Consider the following 20517-nt stretch of genomic DNA (forward strand, 5'->3'; position numbering starts at 1 on the left):
GTCGGCCTCGAACCGCGCCCGGCGCTCGCGGATCGGGTCTAGGAACCGGTTGAGCGCGACGGCGAGCTTCTCCTTGACCTCCACGTCGCCGACCCACCGACGTGCCCGGGTCACCGCTGGTGGCCCCGGCCCGGATCCACCCTCCCCGCACCGAGAAAGGCAGCAGCACATGAACGACAGTCAGCACGGGATGAGCCGTCGCCGCATGCTCGGCGCCCTCGCCGGCGTGGCCGGCGCGGCGGCCGTCGGCGCGACCGGACTCGCCTCCGCCGCCGGCGCCAACGGCAACGGCGTCCTCGTCCCGCCCGGCAAGCGGGGCATCATCCTCTACAGCGTCCGGGACCGCATCGGCGCCGCCCCGGACACCAGCGGAGTGCCGTACGGCTTCGAGCGGGTGCTCGCGCGGCTCGCCGAGATCGGCTACAAGGAGGTGGAGTTCGCCGGCTACAACCAGCACACCTCCATCCTCGGCCGGCAGATCACCGCCGCGGAGATCCGCACGATCCTGGACGACAACGGGCTGCGCGCCAACGGCTCGCACGCCTCGATCCCCGGCACGGTCACCCCGGACACCATCGCCGCGTTCGAGCGGACGCTGGACACCGCCGAGATCCTCGGCATGACCCACATCGGCACCGGCAGCGACCCGACCGGCAGCAACTACAAGGCCGACTGGGACGCCGCCGTCGACCGGTGGAACACCTTCGGCGAGATGGCCGCCGCCCGCGGGCTGAAGCTGTACACGCACAACCACGACGCGGCGTACAACTTCCTGCTCGACAGCGGCCCGCTGGACACCCTGGGCCGGCCGACCCGCTCCTCCGGCGTGCGGAAGCTGGAGTACTTCATCGCGCGCACCAACCCGGAGTGGGTCTGGTTCGAGATGGACATCTACTGGGCGCACGTGGCCCAGCACCGGTTCCGCAGCTACACCGACCCGGACGGGGTGGTGCAGACCAGCATCTTCGACCCGCTGGCGACCGTGGCGGCCCAGCCGATCCGGTTCCCGCTGTTCCACGCCAAGGACGGCGCGTTCAACCCGGCCAGCAGCGCCGGGTACGACATGGTGCCGCTCGGCCAGGGCGACATCGACTACGGCGGGTTCTTCGCCAACATGGGCGCCAAGGGCTACCACAACCCGATGTGGGAGCAGGACAACGCACCGGGCGGCGCCACCGATCCGGGCCGGTCGCTGCGCTACGCGGAGCTCAGTTTCCAGCACATGTCGGGTCTGCGGGGCTGACGGACCCGACACGCACGTGGGGCCGCGTCCGGGACGACCGGGCGCGGCCCCGCGCGCCACACGCCGGTAACAGCGCCGTGGAAGACTTCAGGCCGGGAGGTGATGGCGATGGTCCTCGTCCGGCCTGAGAACGCGTACCAGGCACGGCTGGTCCGGCTGCTGCGCGACGACGGTCCCCGCTCGCGGGTGGAGCTCGGCGACGCGGTGGGCCTGTCCCGGTCCAAGCTGGCCGCGGAGGTGGACCGGCTGGTCGAGCGGGGCCTGGTCGAGACCGCGGGGCCGGCGGCGTCGCGCGGCGGTCGCCGGTCCTCGATGCTGCGCGTCGCCGGCGGCGTGCGCTTCGCCGGCGTCGTCGTCGGCGCGGACCGGATCACCGTCACGGTGACCGACGGCGAGTTGACCGTGCTCGCCGGGATCGCCGAGCCGATCGACGTCCGGGTGGGGCCGGAGCCGGTGCTCGGCCGGGCCGTCGAACTGGTCGGAAAGGTGCGGGCCGAGCTGGGTCTGGCCCAGCTCACCGGGGTCGGCGTCGGCCTGCCGGGGCCGGTCGACTTCCCCGAGGGCACGCCGGCCTCACCGGCGGCCATGCCGGGCTGGCACCGGTTCCCGGTGCGCGAGGCGTTCGCCGCCGAGCTGGGCTGCCCGGCCCTGGTCGACAACGACGCGAACGTGATGGCGCTCGGCGAGAAGCACGCCGGGGTCGGGCGCACCTTCGACGACTTCCTCTACGTCAAGCTCGGCACCGCGATCGGCTGCGGGCTGGTGCTCGGCGGCACGCCCTACCGGGGCGCGACGAGCAGCGCCGGGGACATCGCCCACCTGCCGCTCACCGAGGACGGACCGAGCTGCGCCTGCGGCGAGACCGGCTGCCTGGAGGCGTACTGCGGCGACCGCGGGCTGGTCGGCGCGGCGCTCGCCGCGGCCCGCGCGGGCCGGTCCACGGCGCTGGCGGCCCGGCTGGCCGAGGCGGGCACCCTCTCCGTGGCCGACGTCGTCGCGGCGGCGGGCGCGGGCGACGCGGCCGTGCAGGCCCTGGCCCGGGACGCGGCCCGCCGCCTGGGTCAGGTGCTGGTCGGCCTCGTGAGCTTCTTCAACCCGGGCATCGTCATCATCGGGGGCGCGCCGGCCGGGCTGGGTCACACGCTGCTGGCCGAGATCCGTGGGGTGGTCTACCGCCGGTCCGCGCCGCTGGCCACCGGCACCATGCCGATCGTGCTCTCCGACCTCGACGACCGCGCCGGAGCGGTGGGCGCGGCGCGGCTGGTCAGCGACCACCTCTTCTCGACCGGCTGACGGGGGCCGACCGGCGGCCGGCCCCCGAGCGCGGGCCGAGTCCCCGCTGCCGCACACGGCCGTGACCGCTGCCGGGCCGAGTCCCGCTGCCGCACACGGCCGTGACCGCTGCCGGGCCCTCGGTCCGTGCCGCCGAACGCGGTGTCGACCGGCAGCCGGGGGACTCGGTCCGTGCCGCTGACGGGTGCTCCGTCCTTGTTGCCGACGGGTGCTCAGTCCTTGCTGCTGAACGCGGCGTCGAAGGCCGCGGCCGGGGCGTCGAAGGCGAGCCGCCGGACGAACTGCAGGGCTTCGGGAGCGCCGACGAGGCGGTCCATGCCGGCGTCCTCCCACTCGATCGAGATCGGGCCGGCGTAGCCGATCGCGTTCAGCGCCCGGAAGCAGTCCTCCCAGGGCACGTCGCCGTGACCGGTCGAGACGAAGTCCCAGCCGCGCCGCATGTCCGCCCACGGCAGGTGCGAGGCGAGCCGGCCCCGCCGCCCGTCCCCCGTACGCACCTTCGCGTCCTTGCAGTCGACGTGGTAGATCCGGTCGGCGAAGTCGAAGATGAAGTTGACCGGGTCCAGCTCCTGCCAGACGAAGTGCGACGGGTCCCAGTTCAGCCCGAACGCGGGCCGGTGCCCGACGGCCTCCAGTGCCCGTTTCGTCGTCCAGTAGTCGTACGCGATCTCGCTCGGGTGCACCTCGTGGGCGAAGCGGACCCCGACGGAGTCGAAGACGTCGAGGATGGGGTTCCAGCGGTCGGCGAAGTCCTGGTAGCCCCGCTCGATCATCTCCGGCGGCACCGGCGGGAACATCGCCAGGGTGTGCCAGATCGACGACCCGGTGAAGCCCACGACGGTGTCGACCCCGAGCCTCGCCGCCGCCCGGGCGGTGTCCTTGATCTCCTCGGCGGCCCGTCGGCGTACGCCCTCGGGCTCGCCGTCGCCCCAGATCCGGGCCGGCAGGATGCCCTGGTGCCGCTCGTCGATGGGGTGGTCGCAGACCGCCTGGCCGACCAGGTGGTTGGAGATCGCGTACACCTTCAGGTTGTGCTTCGCGAGGGTCTCCCGCTTCCGGTCGACGTACGAGTCGTCGGCGAGGGCCCTGTCGACCTCGAAGTGGTCGCCCCAGCAGGCGATCTCCAGCCCGTCGTAGCCCCACTCGGAGGCGAGCCGGCAGACCTCGTCGAACGGAAGGTCGGCCCACTGGCCGGTGAAGAGCGTGATGGGTCGCGCCATTGTCCTTCTCCCCTGTCGTGATGGGGGATTCCGTCCGGGCGGGCCGGGGCGAGGGTGACCGGCCGGTACCGGTGAACGGCGGGGCCGCGGGGCGTGCCGGTGGGTGCGGGACGCACCGAGGCCCGCCGGGTTGCGCCTCCCGCCGGGTCACCGGCCACCAGAACGGTCGCCGCCCCCACTCTAGGCACCCCGGCGGCCCGAGGAAACCCCCCGCGGCCTGCCCGCCCTCCCGCCCCGCGATCGTGCAGTCCCGGCCCGTGTTTCCCGGCGTCCGCCGGAGACGCCGGGGCACCACCTGCAAGATCGCGGGGACCCGGGTCAGGGCAGGGTCCACTTCTGGTTGGCGCCGGTGTGGCAGGTCCACAGGTGCACCGCCGTGCCGTCGGCGGGGTTGTTGCCGGAGACGTCCAGGCACTTGCCGGACTGCGGGTTACGCACCGTCCCGTCCGGCTGCGCCGACCAGTTCTGCGCGCCCGTGCCGTTGCACGTCCAGAGCTGGATCTTCGTGCCGTCCGCCGAACCGCCACCCGAGACGTCCAGACACTTGCCCAACGCCCGCACCGTCGAGTTCGGCGTCACCGTCCAGGTCTGCGCGGCGCTGCCGTTGCAGGTCCAGATCTGGATCTGGGTGCCGTCGGCCGTGGCGGCGTTGCGCACGTCCAGGCACTTGCCGGCCAGGCCCCGGATCGGGCCCACGCCGCCGCTGCCGCCGGGCCTGACCAGGGTGAAGTCGTCCACGTCGAAGAGCCCCGAGCCCGACCCGGTGAAGGTCAGGTAGAGGTTGTGGGTGCCGGACGGGACCCCGCCGAGGGTGGTGGTGACGTCGGCGAAGGTGGTCCAGCTTCCGGTGTTCGGCACCGCGACCGCGCCGAGCACGGTGCCGGTCGTGGATCCGGTGCGCACCTGGAGGGTGCCGCCGGGCCCGCCCGAGACGACCCGTGCCCGGAACGACGTGACGCCGGTCAGGTCCACCCCGTCGTACGCGGCCCAGTCGCCCGGGTCGATGTGGCCGAGCGTCTGGCCACCGTTCGCCCCGGCCTTGGTGAACGGGGCGACGCCGCCGGCCGAGCTGAACGCCTCCGCCTGGATGGTGGTGTCGCCGGTCGGCGGGGTGGTGCCCAACTCCTTGATCCGGATGTTGCGGAACGAGACGTCGTCGCCGGTGCCGTGGTTCTGGAGCCCGATGTGGCCGGCGAGCGACCGGGCGGGGTCGGTGTTGGTGAAGTCGTTGATCTTCACGCCGTTGAGGAGGACCTGGAGGCGCTCGCCCTCGACGAGCAGCTCGTACGTGTTCCACTCCCCCGGCGGGTTGAGCGCCGCGTCCCGGGCGCCGAGGTCGGCGGACTTGAAGGTGTAGACCGCGCCGGTGGTACGGTCGGCCGCGTCGGTGGCGTCGATCTGCACCTCGTAGCCGTTGTTCACCGCCGACCAGGGGTCGCTCGACGGCGGGAAGCCGATGAAGACGCCGGAGTTGTCGTCGCCGGCGAGCCGCCAGTCCAGCTTGAGCGAGTAGTTGGTGAACTGCTTCGCGCTGTACCAGTAGAGCCCCATCCCACCGACCGAGGTGAGGGTGGCGTCGGCGTTGCCGAAGCCGCCCGGCCCGGCCTGGGACCAGCCGGTGGTCGAGCCGTCGTAGAGCGTGGTGTAGCCGGTCTCGGGGCGGCAGTCGGCCCTGGTGCGGCCGGCCGCGTACCGGATGCCGCCGAGCAGGTGGGCCCGGAAGGCCGGCTCGGCGTACGACGCCTGGGTGTGCCCGCCGCCGGTGTAGAAGGCTCGGCCGCCGCTGTGGGTCTTGCACCAGGAGTGCGGGTGGTCGGCGCCCATCGAGCCGCCCGAGTAGGACGACTCGTCGAGGGTGGCCAGCACGCGGGCCGTGGAGCGGGCGTTGGTCCGGTAGTTGTACCACTCGTCGGTGCGGGTCCACGTCTGCGGCAGGTGCGCGGTGGCCGCGTGCGCCCGGTTCTCCGCCTTCACGTTCGCCTGCTGGATGTGCGGGTGCGAGGCGAAGTACGCGCCGACCAGGTTGCCGTAGAACGACCAGCCGTACTCGGTATCGGCTGCGGCGTGCACGCCGACGAAGCCGCCGCCGGAGCCGATGTACGCCTCGAAGGCACCCTGCTGGGCGGCGTCGAGCACGTCGCCGGTGGTGTTGAGGAAGACGACCGCCTCGTACCGGGCCAGGTTGGCGGTGGTGAACTGGGCGGCGTCCTCGGTGGCGGTGACGGTGAAGTTGTTGGCCGCGCCGAGGTCGCGGATGGCCTGGGTGCCGACCGCGATGGAGTCGTGCCGGAAGCCGGCTGTCTTCGAGAAGACCAGCACGTCGTACGGGGCGTCGGCGGCGCTGGCCGGGCCGGCCGGGGTGGTGCAGGCGAGGACGGCGAGGACGGCGGTGGCCGCGCCGAGGACGGTTCGCAGGAGTTTGCGCATGTCGCTCTCCCAACGGGTGTGCGGAAGGGCCCCTGCCTCTGCACCAGGCGGTGGTAGGAGCCCTTCCTCTCGGGTCAGGGCAGGGTCCACTTCTGGTTGGCGCCGGTGTGGCAGGTCCACAGGTGCACCGCCGTGCCGTCGGCGGGGTTGTTGCCCGAGACGTCCAGGCACTTGCCGGACTGCGGGTTACGCACCGTCCCGTCCGGCTGCGCCGACCAGTTCTGCGCGCCCGTGCCGTTGCACGTCCAGAGCTGGATCTTCGTGCCGTCCGCCGAACCGCCACCCGAGACGTCCAGACACTTGCCCAACGCCCGCACCATCGAGTTCGGCGTCACCGTCCAACTCTGCGCCGCCGTGCCGTTGCAGCCGTAGATCTGGACCTGGGTGCCGTCGGCCGTGGCCGCGTTGCGCACGTCCAGGCACTTGCCGCCGAGCCCGACGACCGGGCCGGTGCGGACCGTCGCGCCGGTGGTGAAGGTGAACGAGTCGACGTCGTAGAGCGCGCCGGTGCCCGCGCCGGCGAAGGTCAGGTAGAGCGTGGTGGTGCCGGCCGGCGCCCCCGACAGGCTGCCGCTGACCGTGGTGAACGTGTCCCAGGCGCCGGTGACGGGGACCGTCGCGGTGCCGAGCACGGCGCCGGTGGCCGAGCCGGCCCGCACCTGGAGGGTGCCGCCGGAGCCGGCCGAGGAGACCCGGGCGCTGAACGCGGTCGCGTCGTCGAGCTTGTACGGCTCGAACGCGATCCAGTCGCCGTTGTGGATGTCGCCGACGGTCTTGCCGCCCTCGGCCGTGGCCTTGTCGAAGGTGTTGACGCCGGAGGAGGTCCTGAAGTGCTCCGCCTGGCGCTTGCGGGGCTGGAGGGTGTGCTGCTTGTGCGTGGTCAGCCCGCCCGCGTCGGTGTACTCCGCGTCGAAGATGGCGAAGATGTTCGCCGCGTCGTCGTGCTCGCCGTCGACGGGGATGGTGATCGAGCCCGAGCAGCCGGTCCTGGAGGTGATCTGGTGGCCGTGGCTGTCGTGGCCGAGCACGTAGGTCATCCTGACCTTGGTGCAGTCGATCGCGCCGTCCTCCGGGTCGGTCACGGTGATGCTGAACGGCACGGTGTCGCCGTAGCTGAACAGTTGGCCGTTGGCCGGGCTGTTGATGGTGACCGTGGGCGCGGTGTTGCCGACCCCGATCTGCACGTTCGCCGTGCCGGTGGCGTCCTGCGGGTCGCGGACGGTCAGCGTGACCTGGTAGGTGCCGTTGGCGGTGTAGGTCTTGCTGGGGTTGGCCGTCGTCGACGTGGTGCCGTCGCCGAAGTTCCAGGAGTACGTCAGCGCGCCGCCCTCCGGGTCCGACGACCCGGCCGAGGAGAAGTTCACGGTCAACGGCGCCGTGCCGGAGGTCCTGTCGGCCGAGGCGACCGCGGTCGGCGCGCGGTTGCCGCCGGCGATGTGGTCGTAGCGGTACAGCGCCGAGTTGGCGTCGCCGTTGAAGTAGCCGGTGCCGTAGTCAAGCACGTAGAGCGCCCCCTCCGGCCCGAACGCCATGTCCATGACCTGCTTGCCGTTCCACGGGAACGTGTCGATGGTGCCCGGAGCGCCGCCGGCGTCGAGGTGGATCGGCTTGACCCAGCCCCGGCCGAGTTCCCCGGCGAGGAACTGCCCGTCGAAGGACGGCGGGAACTTGGTGGTGGAGTTCAGCGCGGCGTCGTACCGGTAGACCGGGCCGGCCATCGGCGACTCGGAGCCGCCGCCGAACTCCGGCGGACTGCCGGCGTCGCCGGCGTACCGGATCCAGGCGGGCTTCGCCCCGGGCAGGGTCGGCAGGCCGGTGTTGCGGAAGGAGTTGTTGGTCGGCCCGCCGGCGCAGTTGTACTTGGCCCCGGCGGTCCCGGTGGCGAAGTCCCACTCGGCGTACGTCTCGGCGGCGGTGTTGGTGCCCGTGCAGTACGGCCAGCCGTAGTTGCCGGGGCCGGTGACCCGGTCGAACTCGACCTGTCCGCTGGGGCCCCGGGCGCTGGTGGTGCCGGCGTCCGGCCCGTAGTCGCCGACATAAACGATGCCGGTGGCCCGGTCGACGCTCATCCGGAACGGGTTGCGGAAGCCCATCGCGTAGATCTCGGGGCGCGTCCTCGGGTCCGAGTCGACGAACATGTTCCCGGCCGGGATCGCGTACGTGCCGTCGGCGTTCACCCTGATCCGCAGGATCTTGCCGCGCAGGTCGTTGGTGTTGGCCGCGCTGCGCTGCGCGTCGTACGCGGGGTTGCGGTTGGTGCGCTCGTCGATCGGCGCGTACCCGGCCGAGTCGAACGGGTTGGTGTCGTCGCCGGTGGAGAGGTAGAGGTTGCCGGCGGCGTCGAAGTCGATGTCGCCGCCGACGTGGCAGCACATGCCCCGGTCGGCGGGCACGTCGAGGATGTCGACCCTGCTGCCGGTGTTGATGGTGAAGTCGGCGTTGAGGGTGAACCGGGAGAGCCGGTTGACGCCCTGCCAGGCGGAGAAGTCGGTGCCGGTCGCCGGCGCGTCGCCGGCGGGGGTGGACAGCGGCGGGGCGTAGTAGAGGTAGATGTGCCGGTTGCTGGCGAAGTTCGGGTCGGCCCCGATGCCCTGCAACCCCTCCTCGTCGTGGGTGTAGACCGGCAGCGTACCGATCACCGAGGTGGTGCCGGCGGAGTCCGTACGCCGGACGGTGCCGTTGCGGGCGGTGTGCAGGACCGACCGGTCCGGCAGCACCGCGATCGTCATGGGCTCGCCGACCTCGGCGACGCCCTTGGCGAGGGTGACCTGCTGGAAGTCGGTGCCGACGATGGGGTGGGCCTGGGCCGGAGTGGGGCCGCCCAACGCGGCGGGGCCGGCGCCGAGGGCGACCGTGGCGGCGGCGGCCAGCAGCAGCGCCGCGCCGGCGGCGGCGGACCGTCGACCGGTCCCGTGGGTGGAAGCGTCCTTCGTGGACATCGATGTGCCGTCCCTTCCTGACCAGTGACTGCCAGGGCGGGCGCGCGCCGTCGCGCCGGATGCCGTAGCGGGGATGGGTCGGCCGCCGGGTGGTGTCCCGGCCGGCCGTGGCCTGCGAGGGTGGGGTGTGCCACCGCTCGGAGGTCACCAGTCGATGGGTTCCCGCGCCGCCGGTTCACCTCGACGAAACATCTTCGCGATGGCCCGACCCTAAATGACACACGTCTATGTGTCCACATGTTCCGACCGATCGGTGCGAACTTTCGTCGATCCCGCGAAAAGTCCCCGAGGCGCCCGGCGGCGCCGATCAGAGCGGACGGTCGACGGCCTGGGCGGCGAGGGCGGCGAGGGCGGCACGGGCCTCGGGGGTCACGGGGGCCTCCGCCAGGGCCGCCAGGGCGGCATCGGCGCGCACCCGGATCATCCGCTCGATCCGCTCGCGCGCGCCGGTACGCTCGATGATGCCCCGCAGCTCGGCGGCCCCGTCGGCGTCCAGCGCCGGGTTGCCGAACAGCTCCCGCAGCCTGGCGGCCTGCGCCCGGTCGGCGGCGCCACGGGCCAGCGCCATCATCACCGTCGGCTTGCCCTCCCGCAGGTCGTCCAGGACCGACTTGCCCGTGACGGCCGGATCGCCGAAGACCCCCAGCACGTCGTCACGCAGCTGGAACGCGTCGCCCAGCGGGTCGCCGAACGCGGCCAGCTCGGCGACGGGCCCCGGGCCCGCCCCGGCCAGCGTCGCCCCGATCTGCAGCGGCCGGGTGACCGTGTAGCGGGCAGCCTTCATCCGGATCACGGTCAGCGCGCTGGCCACCGAGCCGTCGCCCACCCCGGAGACCAGGTCCAGGTACTCGCCCGCGATCACCTCGGTGCGCATCAGCGCGAATACCGCGCACCCCCGGTGCACCCGCGCGGCGTCCAGCCCGCACTCGTGGAACATCTGGTCGGACCAGGCGGCGCACAGGTCGCCGCAGAGCAGGGCCGTGTTGCGCCCGTACGCCTCGGGGTCGCCCCGCCAGGACGAGCGGGCGTGCAGGTCGGCGAAGAGCCGGTGCACCGACGGCTCGCCCCGGCGGCGGTCGCTGCCGTCGAGGATGTCGTCGTGGATCAGCGCGAACGCGTGGAACAGCTCCAGCGCGGCGGCGGCCACCACGATCGGGGCGCCGTCGGGGGCGCCGGCGCCCCGCCAGCCCCAGTAGCAGAAGAGCGGGCGCAGCCGCTTCCCGCCGGCCAGCACGAACCGGTGCAGCGCGGTGAAGACGCCCCGGGGCGCGCCGTCCGGCCAGTCCCGGCCCTGCCGGTCGAGGAACGCGGCCAGCTCGGCGTCGACACGGGCCCGCAGTTCGCCGGTGTCGGGGGGCGCGACGGTGACGGTCACGACGCTCCCCCCGGTCGTCCGGCCGCTCCGGGAGGCGGCGGCGCGGCCGGCGGGACCAGTCCCGCCAGCTCCAGCAGCAGGGCCTTCACCTCGGTCGCGGCGACCCGGTCCCGGGCGGCGGACGGGTCGGAGCAGAGCAGCACCGGCCCGTCGGCCGGGTCGGCGGGGAGCCGCCCGTGCGACCCGCGCACCGCCCGGGCGCCGGCGTCCATCCCGACCACGCTCATCAGGTAGCGCAGCCCGAGCTTCTTGCGCGCCAGCGCCACGGCGGCGCGGCGCTTGGCGGCACCGGGGGCGGCGGGGTCGAAGAACAGCTCCGCGGGGTCGTAGCCGGGTTTGCGGTGGATCTCCACGAGGCGGGCGAAGTCCGGCGCGCGGGTGTCGTCGAGCCAGTAGTAGTACGTGAACCAGGCGTCCGGCTCGGCGACGAGGACGAGTTCTCCGGCGCGCGGATGGTCCAGCCCGTACGCGGCCTTGCCGTCGGCGTCGAGCACCTCGGCCACCCCGGGCAGCGCGGCGCAGAGCTTCGCCACCGCCGGCACGTCGGCCGGGTCACGGACGTAGACGTGCGCGACCTGGTGGTCGGCGACCGCGAAGGCCCGCGAGGTCCACGGGTCGAGGTACTCCATGCCGGCCTGGTTGTGCACCCGCAGCAGCCCCTCGGCGCGCAGCAGCCGGTTGACGTCGACCGGGCGGGAGGCGTCGGTGATGCCGTACTCGGAGAGCACCACCACGGTGGCGTCCCGGGCCCGGGCGGCGTCCAGCAGCGGCCCGAGCACCCCGTCCAGCTCGGCCGCCGCTGCGGCGGCCTGCGGGGAGGACGGGCCGAAGCGCTGCAGGTCGTAGTCGAGGTGCGGGACGTACACCAGGGTCAGGTCCGGGGACTGCTCGGCGAGGATCCGCTCGGCGGCCCGGCAGATCCACGCCGACGACGCCAGCCCCGCGCCCGGCCCCCAGTAGCTGAACAGCGGGAAGGTGCCGAGCCGGCCGGTGAGCGCGTCGTGCAGCTCCGGCGGGTCGGTGTAGCAGTCCGGCTCCTTGCGCCCGTCGGCGTGATAGACGGGGCGCGGGGTGACCGTCCAGTCCACGTCCGCGCCCATCGCGTACCACCAGCAGACGTTGGCGACGGTGTAGCCGGGCTCGGCCCGGCGGGCCGCCTGCCAGAGCCGCTCCCCGCCGACCAGCGCGTTGTGCTGGCGCCAGAGCAGCACCTCGCCGAGATCCCGGAAGTACCAGCCGTTCCCGACGATCCCGTGCCCGGCCGGGGGCAGCCCGGTGAGGAAGGTGGACTGCACCGAGCAGGTCACCGCGGGCAGCACCGTGCCGAGTTCGGCGCGGAAGCCGGTGTCGGCGACCGCGCGCAGCCGGGGCATGTGCGCCAGCAGGCGCGGGGTCAGCCCCACCACGTCCAGCACCACCAGCCGCCGGCTCATGTCGGCACCTCGCTCCGCTCGGCGCCGCCATGAGGCACCCCGGCGCTGTGTCGATGATTCACTCGCAGACGCTCGCTCATGTCGGCACCTCCGCCGTCACCGGTGCCGGACGGGCCGCCGGAGCCAGGCCGAGGGCGACCAGCTCGGCGTGGGCGAAGGCCAGCTCCGCGGCGATCCCGGCGGCCAGCTCCGCGTCGGTGCCCGGCCGCCGCGCCGCCGGCAGCACCCCCCAGGTGTACGTCTCGACGTCGAGGTGGTCGCAGCCCGCCTCGGGCCCGGCGTAGAGCGCGGCCAGCGCGGCGCGCAGCACCGGCAGGGTGGAGTCGAGCGGCGGTTCGGGTGGGGCGTGCAGCGGCACGTGGTAGTGCACCCGCCACGGCCCGGGCGGCCGCGCGGCCAGGGCGGCGTCCAGGTCGTCGGCGGCGTGGGCCGGGTCCGCCGGGTCCGCCGCCCCCGCGCAGCCGGCCGCGCGGGTCTGGTGCAGGAAGCGCGGCTCCACCCAGCGGTGCAACGCCGCCGTCGCCTCGGCCGGCGCCTCGATGGCGGCCGAGACCTGCACCTTCACCACCGGCAGGCCGGCGGCCCGCAGCCGGCGCAGCGCGTCGGCCGGCTCCTCCCAGGCGCAGGCGAGGTGGGCGAGATCCAGGCAGACGCCGAGGCGGTCGGTGTCCACGCCGGAGAGTGCCGCGACGGCCTGCCCGGTGCTCTCCACCACGCAGCCCGGCTCCGGCTCGAAGCCGACCCGGACCGGTCGGCCGGTGTCCCGCTCGACGGCCGCGAGACCGGCCGCGAGCTGGTCGAGCCGGCGGCGCGCGGCGTCCGCCCGGCCGGCGTCCCAGGGCCGCCGCCAGGCCAGCGGCAGGGTGGAGACCGAGCCCCGGGCCGCGCCGTCCGGCAGCAGGTCGGCGAGCACCCGGGCCAGGTCCAGGGTGTACGCGAGCCGCCCGCCCGTGGTCCAGTCCGGGTGGTAGACGTCGCCCTTGACCACCGGCGCCTGGAAGGCCGCGTACGGGAAGCCGTTGAGCGTGACCACCTCCAGCCCCCGAACGGTCAGCTCGGTACGCAGCCGGCGGCGGGCCGCCGGGTCGGCGGCCAGCTCGGCGGCGACCGGGGCGGCCAGCCACAGCCCGAGGCCGAGCAGGTCCGCGCCGACCGCCTCGCGGACGGGCACGGCGTAGGTGTCCAACTGGCGGAGAATGCCGGCGAGGTCCTCGGCGGGATGCACGTTGGTGCAGTAGCCGAGGTGGACGGTGTCGCCGCCGGCGTGCCGCAGCCGCATCAGCTGCCGCCGCGCAGGATCGAGTTGCCGGCCCAGGTGCCGGTCGGCGGGTCGACGTCGGCGCGGTCCAGGTCGGCCAGGTCCAGCCGCCCGGACTGGCCGTAGAACTCGACCGGGTTGCGCCACAGCACCCGGTCGACGTCGTCGTCGGTGAAGCCGGCCAGCAGCATCGCCTCCCCCGTGGCCCGGGTGAGCAGCGGGTCCGAGCGCCCCCAGTCGGCCGCCGAGTTGACCAGCACCCGCTCGGTCCCGTACGCCCGCAGCAGCTCCACCATGCGCGGCGGCGACATCTTGGTGTCGGGGTAGATGGAGAAGCCCAGCCAGCAGCCGGTGTCCCGGACCAGCTTCACCGTCACCTCGTTGAGGTGGTCGAGCACCACCCGGCCCGGCTCGATGCCGGACTCGGCCACGACGGCGAGGCTGCGTTCGACGCCCCGGGCCTTGTCCCGGTGCGGGGTGTGCACCAGCGCCGGCAGGTCGTGCGCCACGGCCAGGGCCAGTTGGGCGGCGAACGCGTCGTCCTCCTCCGGCGTCATCGAGTCGTAGCCGATCTCGCCCACCGCCACCACGCCGTCCTTGTCGAGGTAGCGCGGCAGCAGGTCGAGCACCGGGCGGCAGCGGGGGTCGTTGGCCTCCTTCGGGTTCAGCGCGACCGTGGCGTGGTGGCGGATCCCGAACTGCCCGGCCCGGAACGGCTCCCAGCCGATCAGCGAGTCGAAGTAGTCGGCGAAGGAGGCGGCGCTGGTGCGGGGCTGGCCGAGCCAGAACGCCGGCTCCACCACCGCCCGGACGCCGGCCGCGGCCATCCGCTCGTAGTCGTCGGTGGTCCGCGAGGTCATGTGGATGTGCGGGTCGAAGATGCGCATCACGCCTCCCTGGCGGTGATCGGGACGGGGCCGGTGGTGAGCCGGCCGAGCAGCGCGGTGGCGTCGGCGGGCATCGTGCGGCCGGCGGCCTGCCGCTCGGCGGCCAGCCCGGCGAGCATCGCGGCGAGTTCCGTGTCGGCGCGGGCGTCGAGGTCGTGCACCACGGCCAGCGGCACGCCCGTGAACACGCACTTGAGCACCGCCTGCCGCCAGGCGGCCGGGTCGAGGTGCCGGGCGTACGGGCCGAGGGCGGCGGCGACCAGCCGGGTGTCGTTGGTGCGGATCGCGTCGTGCAGCAGCGGCACCCCGGCCGCGCCGATCGGCAGCAGCGGCAGGGCCTTGAGCACGGCCCGCTTCTCGGCGGCGTCGCCGTGGCGGTAGAGCGACTCGGCGTGCGGGGCGTGGTCGGCGGGCAGTGCGGTCAGCAGCAGCGCCCGGGCCGCCTCGTCGGCGCTCCAGCCGGCCGGCTCCGTCAGCGGGGCCCGGCCGCAGCGCCGGCCGGCAGCCGCGAAGAGCCCGCCGATCGCCGCCGGTTCCGCCGCCACCCGCCGCACCGCCGCGTCGAGCCAGTCAGGCTCGGGGGATACCCCCCGCAGCGCGGCCCGCAGTGAATCCGGTGTCATCCCGTCTCCTCTCTCGTGCTGCCCTGCGCGTGCCCCGTCACCGATCCCGTTGCGCGGCTTCCTTCGTGGCGTTCCGCAGGAAGTCGAGCGAGCGGGCGGCGACGGCGGGTGCCGCGTGCGAATGCCGGGGCAGCTCCACGGCGACCAGCCCCCGGTAGCCGGCGTCGGCCAGGGCCCGCAGCACCGGCGGGAAGTCGATCTCGCCGGCACCGAACTCCAGGTGCTCGTGCACGCCCCGGCGCATGTCGTCGATCTGCACGTTGACCAGGTGCTCGGCCACCTCGTGCACGCACGCCGGGACCGACCGCGGCTCCAGGCAGCGGCAGTGTCCGATGTCGAGCGTGATGCCGAAGTGGGCCGGGTCGCCGAGCGTGCCGCGCAGCCGGCGCCAGCCGGCGATGTCCTCGACCAGCATTCCCGGCTCCGGTTCGAAGCCGAGGGTCACCCCGGCCACGTCGGCGGCGTCGACCACCGTCGCGCAGCCGGTGACCAGCCGGTCCCAGGCCGTCGGCGGCGGGACGGCGTCGGGGCGTACGCCGGCCCAGAAGGAGACGGCCTCCGCGCCCAGGTCGGCGCCGATCCGCACGGCCCGGCGCAGGAACTCGACGCGCCGCGTCGGGTCGTCGTGCAGCAGCGTCGGGGCGTGCTTGTGCCACGGGTCGAGCAGGTACCGCGCGCCGGTCTCGACGACCACGGCGAGGCCGAGCGCCGCCAGCCGGCGGGCGACGGCGGCCACCCGCCGCGCCAACGCGGGCGCGAACGGGTCGAGGTGGTCGTGGTCCAGGGTGAGCGCGACGCCCTGATAGCCCAGGTCGGCGATGACCGCCAGCGCGTCGGCCAGCCGGTGGTTGGCGAACCCGTTGGTCCCGTAGCCGAACCGCAGCCCGCCGTCGCCGCTGCCGGCCGCCCCGGTGCTCCCGGGTTCCCGGGCCGCGTGTCGGGGGCGCGGGGCGGTCATGTCGGGGAGACCTTCCGGGCCAGCCGGCGGCCCAGGGGCGCGGCCGCCGCCACCGCCAGTCCGAGCAGCCCGGCCCCGGCGCGCGCGGCCAGGGCGCCCTGTAACGCGGGCAGCCCGGTGATCCCGGCCCCCACCGCCGCACGCACCCGGGCGGCGGAGGGATCGGCCACCACCCGGGCCTGGGCCGCGCCGTAGCGGGCCGCGTACGAGCCGGCCAGCAGGGCCGGCAGCACCTCGACGCCGGCCGGGCCACGCCGCCGGCGGGGCATCGCGCGACCGGCGGGCCGGGCACGACCCGTCGGGACGGTGGCGGCGGCGGCGACCAGGGCGGTGCCGGCGAGGGTACGCAGCGGCAGCGCCGCGTCGGCGCCGGTGACCTCCCGGCGGGAGAGGGCCGTGACCGTCCACGTGTGGGCGGCCACGGTGACCGCCGCCGGCACCGCCCGCAGCACCCGTCCACCCGTGGCGCCGAGCAGCACGTCCAGCCCCCGGCACGCGGCCATCACGGCCGGTCCGGCGGGGGTGTCCTTCGCCGCCAGGTCGTACCCCCAGACGGCGGCGGCGAGCGGGACGGCGACGCTCGCGGCGCGCCGGCCCCCGGCGGTGGCGGCCAGCGCGACCCCGGCGGCGGTGAGCCCGGCGGCGAGGCCGAGCGCGGTCCCGGGGGCGACCCGGCCGCTGGGGATGGGCCGCTCGGGGCGTTCGACGGCGTCCAGCCGCCGGTCGGCCCAGTCGTTGGCGGCCATTCCCGCCCAGTAGAGCAGCACGGACGCGGCGGCCAGGGCGGGCGTACGCCGGTCGAGCGCGCCGGCCGCGGCCGCACCGGCGACGACGTCGCCGGGCACCGAGAGCGCGGCCGGGGCCCGGACCAGCTCGACGAGGTCAGTCGCGCGGGGCATCGGCACCTCCCGCGTGCAACCGGCGGGCGAAGCCGCACAGCCGGGTCCACTGGTCGGCCAGCGAGTGGGTGGACGCGCCGAGCGGATCCTTGAAGAAGAAGGCCAGGTCGTGCAGGGGGCCGGTGTGGCCGGCGGCGTGCGCGGCGGCGACGAGCCGGGCCAGGTCGAGCACCAGGGGCGCGGCCAGCGCGGAGTCGCAGCCGTGCCAGGTGAACTCCATCCGCATCCCGGTGCCGAGGAAGCCCGCGAAGGTGACCAGGTCCCACGCGGTCTTGAAGTCGCCCAGCTCCTCGACGTACTCGATCCTGGTGCCGCCCTGCGGGAGGTAACCGAGCGTCTCGCCGAGCACCCGTTGCTTGCTCTCCACCTTGGCGGCGTTGGCGGCCGGGTCGGCGAGGGTGGCGCCGTCGCCGCCGCCGAGCAGGTTCATCCCGGACCAGGAGCGCACCGCCAGGTGCCGCATCGCGAACATCGGCGCGAGCACCGACTTGACCAGGGTCTCCCCCGTCTTGCCGTCGTGCCCGGCGTACGGGATCCCGCGTTGCGCCGCCAGCGTGGCCAGGGCCGGCAGCCGCAGCCCGGTGGACGGGGTGAAGTCGACGTACGAACAGCCCGCATGCACCGCCGCGTACGCGTAGAGAGAACTGGGCGGCAGCACCTCGTCGGGACCGGCGAGCGCGGCCCGCAGCGTGTCCGGGTCGGCGTGCGCCGGGTGCGGTCGGGCGACCGGTTCGGTGGCCGAGACGTTGACCACGACCACCCGGTCCAGCTCGTGCCGGTCCCGGAAGTCGGTGAGGTCGCGTACGGTCGCGGCGGCCCGGTCCGCCTGGGTGCCGGCGGTGGGGGCCGCGCGCAGCTCGCGCTCGACGGCGGCCAGTTCGTCGGGGAGGGCGGCGACCAGCCGGCCGGGCAGCACGCCGGCGGCGGCGAGGGCCTCGGCGCGTTTGGCCAGCGGGACGGTGGCGACGTCGTGCCCGCCGAAGACCAGGTCGGTGAAGGCCGGCAGGGCGGGCCCACGCACGTCGGGCAGCTCGGTGACGCAGCCGGTCGGGCCGGTGAGCCCGGCTCGCAGGGCGAGCGCCCCGACGATGCTGGTGGTCGCGACCGAGCCGCGCGCCCCCACCAGCCAGACACCCGTACGCATGGTGCTCCTTCCCGTCAGGAGGAACCAGCCGTGCATTGGCTTACATGGATATCAGAAGTTTGTTCGGAAAGATATGGATCTGTGCGGATGGGCCCCGTCCGCCGGCCGCACCGGGGGAGCCGACCGGCCCGGTGTCGACGTCGGCGGCGACGACGCCGGACCGGCTCCCGGTGCGGGCGCGGACGGACGGGGCTGGCAGGCAGGGTCGGTCGGCGTCTCGCCCCTGCCTCCCCCGCATCCGCCGGTCGGGACGACGGCGCGCCCCGACCGGACGTCGTGGGGTGACGCGGCCCGGCGGGATCGCCGGGTGGTGGCGGTCCTCCGGTGCGACTGGGGAATCCCGGTCCGGCCGCACCGGACGACCGTCCTGCTCGTGCGCCACCGGGCCGTGGCGGCCCGGCTGCACGTCCTCCGGTGCCGACCTCGTCCCGGCCGCGGGGCGCAACCGCGGCCGGTCCCTCGCCGGTCGGCGCCGGAGGTGGCTCAGACGGCCACCGAGGCCAGCGCGGGCTCCACCTCCGTCCACGAGGAGCCCAGTTCCGCCGACCGGGCGACCGCGTCCAGCACGAGCTGGACCTGGAGCCCGTCGGCGAAGGAGGGGGCCGGGTCGACGCCGGTGGCGACCGCCTCGACGAAGTCCCGCATCTGGTGCGTGAAGGAGTGCTCGTAGCCGATGATGTGGCCGGGCGGCCACCACGCCGACATGTACGGGTGCTCCCCCTCGGTCACCAGGATGCGGCTGAAGCCCTGCTCGGCGGCCGGTCGCGTCGCGTCGAAGAACTCCAGCTCGTTGAGGCGTTCCAGGTCGAAGGCCACGGTCCCGAGGGAGCCGTTGATCTCCACCCGGAGCGCGTTCTTGCGGCCGGTGGCGAACCGGCTCGCCTCGTACGTGGCCAGCGCGCCGCCGTCGAGCCGGGCCACGAAGACCGCCGCGTCGTCGACGGTGACCGTGCCGGTGGCCGGGCGGTGCCCGTCGGCGCCGGTGCCGTCGACCGCGCCCCCGTCCACCGTGGCCGCCAGCCCGCTCGACCCGCCCGGCAGCGGGCGCTCCTTGACGAAGGTCTCCGTCACGGCGCTGACCCCGCTGATCCGCTGCCCGGTGACGTACTGGGTCAGGTCGATGATGTGCGCGCCGATGTCGCCGAGCGCGCCGGAGCCCGCCCGGTCCCGCTGCAACCGCCAGACCAGGGGGAACTGCGGGTCCACGATCCAGTCCTGCAGGTACGTCGCCCGGACGTGCCGGATCACCCCGAGCCGCCCGTCGGCGACGAGCTGGCGCATCATCGTGACCGCGGGCACCCGGCGGTAGTTGAACCCGCACATCGACCGCACGCCGGACGCCCGCGCCGTGGCCGCCGCGGCGGCCATCGCCCGGGCCTCGGCGACCGTGTTCGCCAGCGGCTTCTCGCACAGCACGTGCTTGCCGGCGGCCAGCGCGGCGAGGGCGATCTCGGCGTGGCTGTCCCCGGGTGTGCAGACGTCGACCACGTCGATGTCGTCCCGGGCGACGAGGTCGCGCCAGTCGGTCGTGTACGCCTCCCAGCCGAGCCGGTCGGCGGCGTCGGCCACCTTCCCGGCGTCCCGGCCGCAGATGAGCGCCATCCGGGCCCGTGTCGGCAGGTCGTACACCCGGTTCACGGTGCGCCACGCCTGCGAGTGCGCGGCGCCCATGAACGCGTAGCCGACCATGCCGACCCGCAGTTGCCTGTCTGTCGTGGACAAGGTGGGTCTCCCCCCGTGTGTCAGAACCCGAGCTTCAGGTAGTTGCCCGCGTTCTCCTTGGTGATCGTCTCGGAGGCGAGGACGATCTCCTTGGGCACCTGGAGTTCCACCAGGTCGGACATGCCCCGGCCCTGGGCGATCAGCCGGGCCAGGGAGATCGCCGAGGAGGCCATCGACGGGCTGTAGGTCACGGTCGCCTTGAGCACCGTGTTGTCGGCCTGGATGTCCTCCATCGCCTTCTTCGAGCCGGCGCCGCCGACCATGAAGAACTCCTTGCGGTTGGCCTGGTTGATCGCGGCCAGCACGCCGATGCCCTGGTCGTCGTCGTGGTTCCAGAGGGCGTCCATCTTCGGCAGGGCCTGGAGCAGCTGCGCCGCCTCCTGCTGCCCGGAGTCGGCCGTGAAGCGGGCCGCGCGCCGGTTGGCGATCTTCAGGCCGTTCGCCGTCAGGGTGTCGACGAAGCCCTTCGACCGCTCCTGCGTCAGCTCCAGCTCGTCCATGCCGGCGATCTCGCCGATGACCGGGTTGCTGACGCCCTTGGCCTTGAACTGCTCGACCATGTAGGTGGCGGCGGCCACGCCCATGCCGTAGTTGTCGCCCTTGATCTGGAGCCGGTAGGCGCGCGCGTCGGGGAACGCGCGGTCCAGGTTGACCACCGGGATGCCGGCCTTCATCGCCTCCAGGCCGAAGGCGTTGAGCTCCTTGCCGTCGTGCGGCAGCAGCACGATCACGTCGGGCTTCTGCGAGATGAGGGTGGACAGCGCCGCCCGCTGGGCCGCGGCGTCGGCGCCGGCCTCGACCGTCTTGAACTCCACGTCGGAGTACGTGCCGGCCTGCGCCTTGGCGTTGTTGGTGATGGCGGCGATCCAACCGTGGTCCGCGGCCGGCGCGGAGAAGCCGATCGTCACCCGCTTGCCGGGCTCGCTGTTGCCGCCGGGGGCGCCCGCCGCCTTGGTCTGCGCCTCGGTGGGCTGGGTCTCGTTGCTGGTGCAGCCGGCGAGCAGCACGCCGGCGCCGACGGCGGCCCCGCCGAAGAGCATCCGGCGGCGCGACACGTCGCGACTGTGCTGGGTCATGACGACCTCCTGGGTTCGCG

At 74.3% G+C, this 20517-nt stretch carries 15 protein-coding genes; 2 read left to right on the forward strand and 13 right to left on the reverse strand.

Annotated elements, in window-relative coordinates; genetic code table 11:
- Positions 1 to 169: 169 nt before the first annotated feature.
- Both ABT006_RS32145 and ABT006_RS32150 read left to right on the forward strand, forming a co-directional pair.
- Positions 170 to 1243, forward strand: a complete 1074-nt coding sequence (locus ABT006_RS32145; protein WP_350712239.1) for a sugar phosphate isomerase/epimerase family protein — start codon at positions 170 to 172, stop codon at positions 1241 to 1243.
- Between the two features lie 108 nt (positions 1244 to 1351).
- A complete protein-coding gene (locus ABT006_RS32150) occupies positions 1352 to 2536 on the forward strand; it encodes an ROK family transcriptional regulator (protein ID WP_350712240.1) in 1185 nt (394 codons plus the stop codon).
- Positions 2537 to 2748: 212 nt separating this feature from the next.
- On the opposite strand, the gene ABT006_RS32155 is transcribed toward ABT006_RS32150, so the two are convergent.
- The 13 genes from ABT006_RS32155 to ABT006_RS32215 all read right to left on the reverse strand — a co-directional run bounded on the left by ABT006_RS32155 (position 2749) and on the right by ABT006_RS32215 (position 20497).
- Positions 2749 to 3756 (reverse strand): sugar phosphate isomerase/epimerase family protein, encoded by a 1008-nt coding sequence (locus ABT006_RS32155; RefSeq protein WP_350712241.1) that lies wholly within the window; start codon positions 3754 to 3756, stop codon positions 2749 to 2751.
- A 318-nt stretch (positions 3757 to 4074) separates the two neighbouring features.
- On the reverse strand, positions 4075 to 6183 hold the full coding sequence (locus tag ABT006_RS32160; RefSeq protein WP_350712242.1) for a ThuA domain-containing protein: 2109 nt from the start codon (positions 6181 to 6183) through the stop codon (positions 4075 to 4077).
- Positions 6184 to 6257: 74 nt separating this feature from the next.
- Complete coding sequence (locus tag ABT006_RS32165) at positions 6258 to 9122, reverse strand: PQQ-dependent sugar dehydrogenase (RefSeq protein ID WP_350712243.1); 2865 nt, start codon at positions 9120 to 9122, stop codon at positions 6258 to 6260.
- Positions 9123 to 9429: 307 nt separating this feature from the next.
- A complete protein-coding gene (locus ABT006_RS32170) occupies positions 9430 to 10497 on the reverse strand; it encodes a polyprenyl synthetase family protein (protein ID WP_350712244.1) in 1068 nt (355 codons plus the stop codon).
- Entirely contained in the window at positions 10494 to 11930 is a 1437-nt protein-coding gene (locus ABT006_RS32175; RefSeq protein WP_350712245.1) for an alkaline phosphatase family protein, read from the reverse strand. Before ABT006_RS32175 ends, ABT006_RS32170 begins: the two co-directional genes overlap by 4 nt.
- A 76-nt stretch (positions 11931 to 12006) precedes the next feature.
- Positions 12007 to 13209, reverse strand: a complete 1203-nt coding sequence (eboE, locus tag ABT006_RS32180) for a metabolite traffic protein EboE (protein ID WP_350712246.1) — start codon at positions 13207 to 13209, stop codon at positions 12007 to 12009.
- Positions 13209 to 14075 (reverse strand): TatD family hydrolase, encoded by an 867-nt coding sequence (locus tag ABT006_RS32185; protein WP_350712247.1) that lies wholly within the window; start codon positions 14073 to 14075, stop codon positions 13209 to 13211. The genes eboE and ABT006_RS32185 overlap by 1 nt, the downstream gene beginning before the upstream one ends.
- Positions 14075 to 14698, reverse strand: coding sequence for an EboA domain-containing protein (locus ABT006_RS32190; protein ID WP_350712248.1), 624 nt, complete (start codon positions 14696 to 14698; stop codon positions 14075 to 14077). The genes ABT006_RS32185 and ABT006_RS32190 overlap by 1 nt, the downstream gene beginning before the upstream one ends.
- Before the next feature lie 37 nt (positions 14699 to 14735).
- Complete coding sequence (locus tag ABT006_RS32195; RefSeq protein WP_350712249.1) at positions 14736 to 15656, reverse strand: sugar phosphate isomerase/epimerase family protein; 921 nt, start codon at positions 15654 to 15656, stop codon at positions 14736 to 14738.
- Positions 15653 to 16555 carry an SCO3242 family prenyltransferase gene (locus ABT006_RS32200; RefSeq protein WP_350712250.1) on the reverse strand — a complete coding sequence of 301 codons (903 nt, stop codon included), beginning with the start codon at positions 16553 to 16555 and terminating at the stop codon, positions 15653 to 15655. The genes ABT006_RS32195 and ABT006_RS32200 overlap by 4 nt, the downstream gene beginning before the upstream one ends.
- Positions 16539 to 17699: an inositol-3-phosphate synthase gene (locus ABT006_RS32205; RefSeq protein WP_350712251.1), complete on the reverse strand. Its 1161-nt coding sequence runs from the start codon at positions 17697 to 17699 to the stop codon at positions 16539 to 16541. Before ABT006_RS32205 ends, ABT006_RS32200 begins: the two co-directional genes overlap by 17 nt.
- A 483-nt stretch (positions 17700 to 18182) precedes the next feature.
- Complete coding sequence (locus tag ABT006_RS32210) at positions 18183 to 19388, reverse strand: Gfo/Idh/MocA family protein (protein ID WP_466024974.1); 1206 nt, start codon at positions 19386 to 19388, stop codon at positions 18183 to 18185.
- A 53-nt stretch (positions 19389 to 19441) separates the two neighbouring features.
- Entirely contained in the window at positions 19442 to 20497 is a 1056-nt protein-coding gene (locus ABT006_RS32215; protein ID WP_350712253.1) for a substrate-binding domain-containing protein, read from the reverse strand.
- Positions 20498 to 20517 lie beyond the last annotated feature (20 nt).

The organism is Micromonospora sp. NPDC002717 (genome assembly GCF_040295705.1).
Classification (GTDB): Bacteria; Actinomycetota; Actinomycetes; order Mycobacteriales; family Micromonosporaceae; genus Micromonospora.

Bases quoted from the DNA above. Each gene is read 5' to 3' on its own strand.
- ABT006_RS32145 (WP_350712239.1), top strand. From the start codon at position 170: ATGAACGACAGTCAGCACGGGATGAGCCGTCGCCGCATGCTCGGCGCC.
- ABT006_RS32150 (WP_350712240.1), top strand. From the start codon at position 1,352: ATGGTCCTCGTCCGGCCTGAGAACGCGTACCAGGCACGGCTGGTCCGG.
- ABT006_RS32155 (WP_350712241.1), bottom strand. From the start codon at position 3,756: ATGGCGCGACCCATCACGCTCTTCACCGGCCAGTGGGCCGACCTTCCG.
- ABT006_RS32160 (WP_350712242.1), bottom strand. From the start codon at position 6,183: ATGCGCAAACTCCTGCGAACCGTCCTCGGCGCGGCCACCGCCGTCCTC.
- ABT006_RS32165 (WP_350712243.1), bottom strand. From the start codon at position 9,122: ATGTCCACGAAGGACGCTTCCACCCACGGGACCGGTCGACGGTCCGCC.
- ABT006_RS32175 (WP_350712245.1), bottom strand. From the start codon at position 11,930: ATGAGCCGGCGGCTGGTGGTGCTGGACGTGGTGGGGCTGACCCCGCGC.
- eboE (WP_350712246.1), bottom strand. From the start codon at position 13,209: ATGCGGCTGCGGCACGCCGGCGGCGACACCGTCCACCTCGGCTACTGC.
- ABT006_RS32185 (WP_350712247.1), bottom strand. From the start codon at position 14,075: ATGCGCATCTTCGACCCGCACATCCACATGACCTCGCGGACCACCGAC.
- ABT006_RS32190 (WP_350712248.1), bottom strand. From the start codon at position 14,698: ATGACACCGGATTCACTGCGGGCCGCGCTGCGGGGGGTATCCCCCGAG.
- ABT006_RS32195 (WP_350712249.1), bottom strand. From the start codon at position 15,656: ATGACCGCCCCGCGCCCCCGACACGCGGCCCGGGAACCCGGGAGCACC.
- ABT006_RS32200 (WP_350712250.1), bottom strand. From the start codon at position 16,555: ATGCCCCGCGCGACTGACCTCGTCGAGCTGGTCCGGGCCCCGGCCGCG.
- ABT006_RS32205 (WP_350712251.1), bottom strand. From the start codon at position 17,699: ATGCGTACGGGTGTCTGGCTGGTGGGGGCGCGCGGCTCGGTCGCGACC.
- ABT006_RS32210 (WP_466024974.1), bottom strand. From the start codon at position 19,388: ATGGTCGGCTACGCGTTCATGGGCGCCGCGCACTCGCAGGCGTGGCGC.
- ABT006_RS32215 (WP_350712253.1), bottom strand. From the start codon at position 20,497: ATGACCCAGCACAGTCGCGACGTGTCGCGCCGCCGGATGCTCTTCGGC.